Origin of the sequence: Methylobacterium sp. Leaf361, assembly GCF_001424445.1 — a bacterium.
Classification (GTDB): Bacteria; Pseudomonadota; Alphaproteobacteria; order Rhizobiales; family Beijerinckiaceae; genus Methylobacterium.
The window spans coordinates 1-3,563 of record NZ_LMPY01000076.1 but is presented as its reverse complement, the minus strand read 5'-3'; the positions used below and the strand labels follow the sequence as shown (position 1 = coordinate 3,563).

The window sequence follows — 3,563 nt, the reverse complement described above, 5'->3', positions numbered from 1 at the left end:
GTTCGGCGCGGGGCGGGTCGTTAGAACTCACCATACGGTCGGTCATAGGCACACACTTCCATAAGCGTGAGCCCCTGTCCGGTCATTTTGGGGGCTACTTCAGTGAGCGTTGTCAGGCGACACAGCAAACTGGTTCTTCCGCAAGTTCGGTGCTGAGCGCCTTGTGAAGCGTTGATCCCTGGGGTGGCGGAGGGAGAGCGCGATGCGGATCTCGAACCCGTTATTGCCCTCGGTTTCAGAAGGTGTGCAGGTCGACGAGCTTGGGCTGGATGCCGATGCGCTGACGATCACGGCCAGGAATATCGCAGTCCGCGCAGCCTCCCGCAGTGTGGGCGATGGTCGGCCCGGGTGCATAGCTCGTACTGGCGAACCCTGAAGGACCTGCCCTGGCAGGATCGCTCGGTGACGTGGCGGGTGAAGGTGCGCCGCTTCCGCTGCAGCCATTGTCCGGGCCGGATCTTCGCCGAGCCTGTTCCCGGCCTCGCCCGTGCGAGGGCACAGCGCAGCGATCGCTTGGCCGAGGCGCAGACCGATATCGGCATGGCGCTCGGCGGCGAGGCCGGCACCCGCCTGTCGCGACGGCTTGCCATGCCGGTCAGCGGCGACACCGTCCTGGGGCTGATCCGCCGTTGCAAGAGCGCAGGGTGCGCGTCCCCGCGTGTGGTCGGGATCGACGACTGGGCTTGGCGGCGGGGCCGGCGCTACGGCACAATCGTCTTGCGATCTGGAACGGGGTCGCGTCCTCGATCTCGTGCCCGGCCGCGCCTGCGAGCCCGTGCGGGATTGGCTCGCTGCGCATCCCGACATCGCCGTCGTCAGCCGGGATCGAGCGGGGCCGTACGCCGAGGCTGCTCGGCTCGGTGCGCCGCAGGCGATCCAGGTCGCGGATTGCTGACACCTTCTCGTCAACGCTTCCGAGGCGCTGCGTTCACTCGTCGAGCGGCATCAGGCAGAAATCCGGGCGGCCGCCCGCCAGGCAGCGTTCCAAGACGCTCCAGCCGCGAGTGCCGCCGGACGCGCCGACGTCAACGCGCCTGACGACCACGGCTTCATGTACGGCCGCTCCTTTGAGGATTCGGACGGCCACGTTTGGGAGACGATGTGGATGGACATGGCGGGTTCCCAGGCGGCGCAGGGTTAGGTCGGCAGCAGCGCATCTTGAGAGCGCGTCGATGTCCGCTGGCACCTCGCCTAGGCTGAGCCGAGCCGCGTCGCCCGGCTTGGGGTCTCGTCCTGAGCGACCGAGTAGGTAGCGTCGCTCAGCGTTCCGGCGTCGTGCCGGCACGCGTCGTCAACCTACACGACCTTCACCCCGTCAGGCTGGTCCACTCCGGAGCATCGCCGGCAGATGCCGGGGTACCCGGCACCGACGCCAAGCCGAGCGGCCGCTTTTCGGTAGTGGCGCAACGTCGGTTCGCCACCCCGAGATGAAGTTGTCAGGTGGCCGACGAGTGTCCGCTTCCGGGAAGCGCGGATGGCGGTCGGAATGGCTGGGTTGGGTCGAGGCTGTGTCAAAACCCGAACGCTATCGGCCCTCGTAGAAAAACGTTCTCTCGAAGCAGGGTGACATCGGGCTAAGGGACCTCGTGTTGCCATCAGTCAGTCGCGCCGGGGATCCCTCCCGGCCGCTGCGGAGACGTTTGTTCTACGGTTTCCCAGCACATCCGAGTTTTGACACAGCCTCGGTCGGTAGCGGGTCGGCCGCTCAGGGTGGATTTCTGCCGGTCCGCTGTCGGACGGTAATGGCGTGAACCGACCGCGGCCACGCCTGTCTCCGAGACGTAGGCGGAGTTGTCCCGTCCTGCCAACCACGGCAGGATGAGGCTATGGAGCCCGACGAGGTTCAGGATGACGTGGCGGCTACATTGGCTTGAGGCGTCCGGCGATCTGGATCCCTGGCGTAGCACCATCGCCGAAGAGGTCGAGATCGCTCGAAAGGCTGTAGCGGGCGTCTTGCCGGTGTCGCCGCTCGACATCCTCGTGCAGCGCCTGCCCGGCGCGGTGATCCCAGAGACTGGCACGACGGGACTGGCGATGCGCCCTAGCCTGTTCTCCCTCACTATCAACCCCGACAACCCCAACTTCCCCCGCGCGGTGCGTGATGGGGACCTGCGCCGGACTGTGGCGCACGAGGCCCACCACTGTTTGCGCATGGCTGGACCTGGCTACGGCTGGACGCTGGGTGAGGCCCTGGTGAGCGAGGGCTTGGCGGGGCAGTTCGTGAGCCGCCTGTTCAACTCGCCGCCCGAGCCGTGGGAATGTGCCGTCACCGACGAGGTGCTCGCGGCCAACGTGCCGGACAACGCGACGCTCGTCGGCAACGGGCACGACCACCGTGCGTGGTTCTTCGGCTTCGGGGGACGGTATCCGCGCTGGCTCGGCTACACCCTAGGCTACCGTATCGTGGGCGATTGGCTGGAAGCGGGGGCCGACCTTAGCGGTGACGCATGGATCAACGTTCCCGCACATGTGGTCATCGACGCCGCGCGCGGTCGCACGTTGTTGAACATCTGATGCCGCCCCCATTCAAGGTCGAGTTAGCCGCACACGACCCCCGCTGGTCAGAAGCGGCTGAGGCGCAGGCCGCAATCCTGCGCGTCGCGCTCAACCCGATCTTGCTTGCCGTCCACCATATCGGATCGACGGCTATCCCAGGTCTGAAGGCGAAGCCCATCTTGGACCTCATGTCCGTCGTCGGCGACCTGCGTGGACTGGACCGGCGTAGGAGTGACCTCGAAGCGATTGGCTTCGAATGGTGGGGCGAGTTCGGGCTGCCAGGGCGGCGCTACGCGACGAAGGACGAGCCCCAGTCTGGGCGGCGGCTCGTGCAACTGCACTGCTACGCCACGGGATCGCCCGACATCGACCGCCACCTCGCATTCCGCGACTACCTTCGGAAGAGGCCAGAGCTCGTCGCCTCCTACGAGCAAGAGAAAGTCCGGTGCCGGACGCTTCATCCCGACAACTCTCACGAGTATGGCGCGTGCAAGAGCGCGTGGACCGACAACGTTGAGGTTATCGCTCTATCTGCGTGGCGGAGTTCTTAAGCGATCGACGGCCGCTTTGGAGATGCGCGAACGGCGGTTCGAGCGAACGAGTTGGGTCGAGGCTGTGTCAAAACTCGAACGCTATCGGCCCTCGTAGAAAAACGTTCTCTCGAAGCAGGGTGACTTCGGCCTAAAGGGCCTCGTGTTGCCATCAGTCAGTCACGCCGGAGATCCCTCCCGGCCTCTGCGGAGACGTTTGTTCTACGGTTTCCCAGCACATCCGAGTTTTGACACAGCCTCGGACGAAAGCAGCCACCCACTGCCTTGGCGCCCCCGTCCCATAAGCCGACGTTACGCGAACGATTGGCTGGGACCGCGATCGAAACTGGGCCCTTCATCCGGAAGCGGACCTTCCGCAAGCGATCCCACCCAGACGTCCTGAGCGTCGCTCGGGCTTCCGCAAAGCAGATGGGGTGGATGGCTCCCGCTCCGACTGACGGCATCTCGGTGCCAAGATGTGGTCGCTGTCGAAGCAGCAGCCACGCTCATGCAGGAGCCATCCCCATGGAGATCACC

Annotated in this window: 2 protein-coding genes and 2 pseudogenes; all 4 read left to right on the top strand. The window is 65.6% G+C overall.

Going from position 1 to position 3,563, the window contains the following annotated elements; genetic code table 11:
• Positions 1-223: 223 nt before the first annotated feature.
• Positions 224-1,003 (top strand): annotated as a pseudogene (locus tag ASG32_RS33125) (ISL3 family transposase); the annotation flags it as partial.
• A 36-nt stretch (positions 1,004-1,039) separates the two neighbouring features.
• Positions 1,040-1,141, top strand: a pseudogene (locus tag ASG32_RS35485) (lactoylglutathione lyase); the annotation flags it as partial.
• Positions 1,142-1,848: 707 nt separating this feature from the next.
• A complete protein-coding gene (locus ASG32_RS29650) occupies positions 1,849-2,514 on the top strand; it encodes a DUF2268 domain-containing putative Zn-dependent protease (RefSeq protein WP_056533460.1) in 666 nt (221 codons plus the stop codon).
• A complete protein-coding gene (locus ASG32_RS29645) occupies positions 2,514-3,047 on the top strand; it encodes a GrpB family protein (protein ID WP_056533458.1) in 534 nt (177 codons plus the stop codon). The genes ASG32_RS29650 and ASG32_RS29645 overlap by 1 nt, the downstream gene beginning before the upstream one ends.
• The last annotated feature ends 516 nt before the right edge of the window (positions 3,048-3,563 follow it).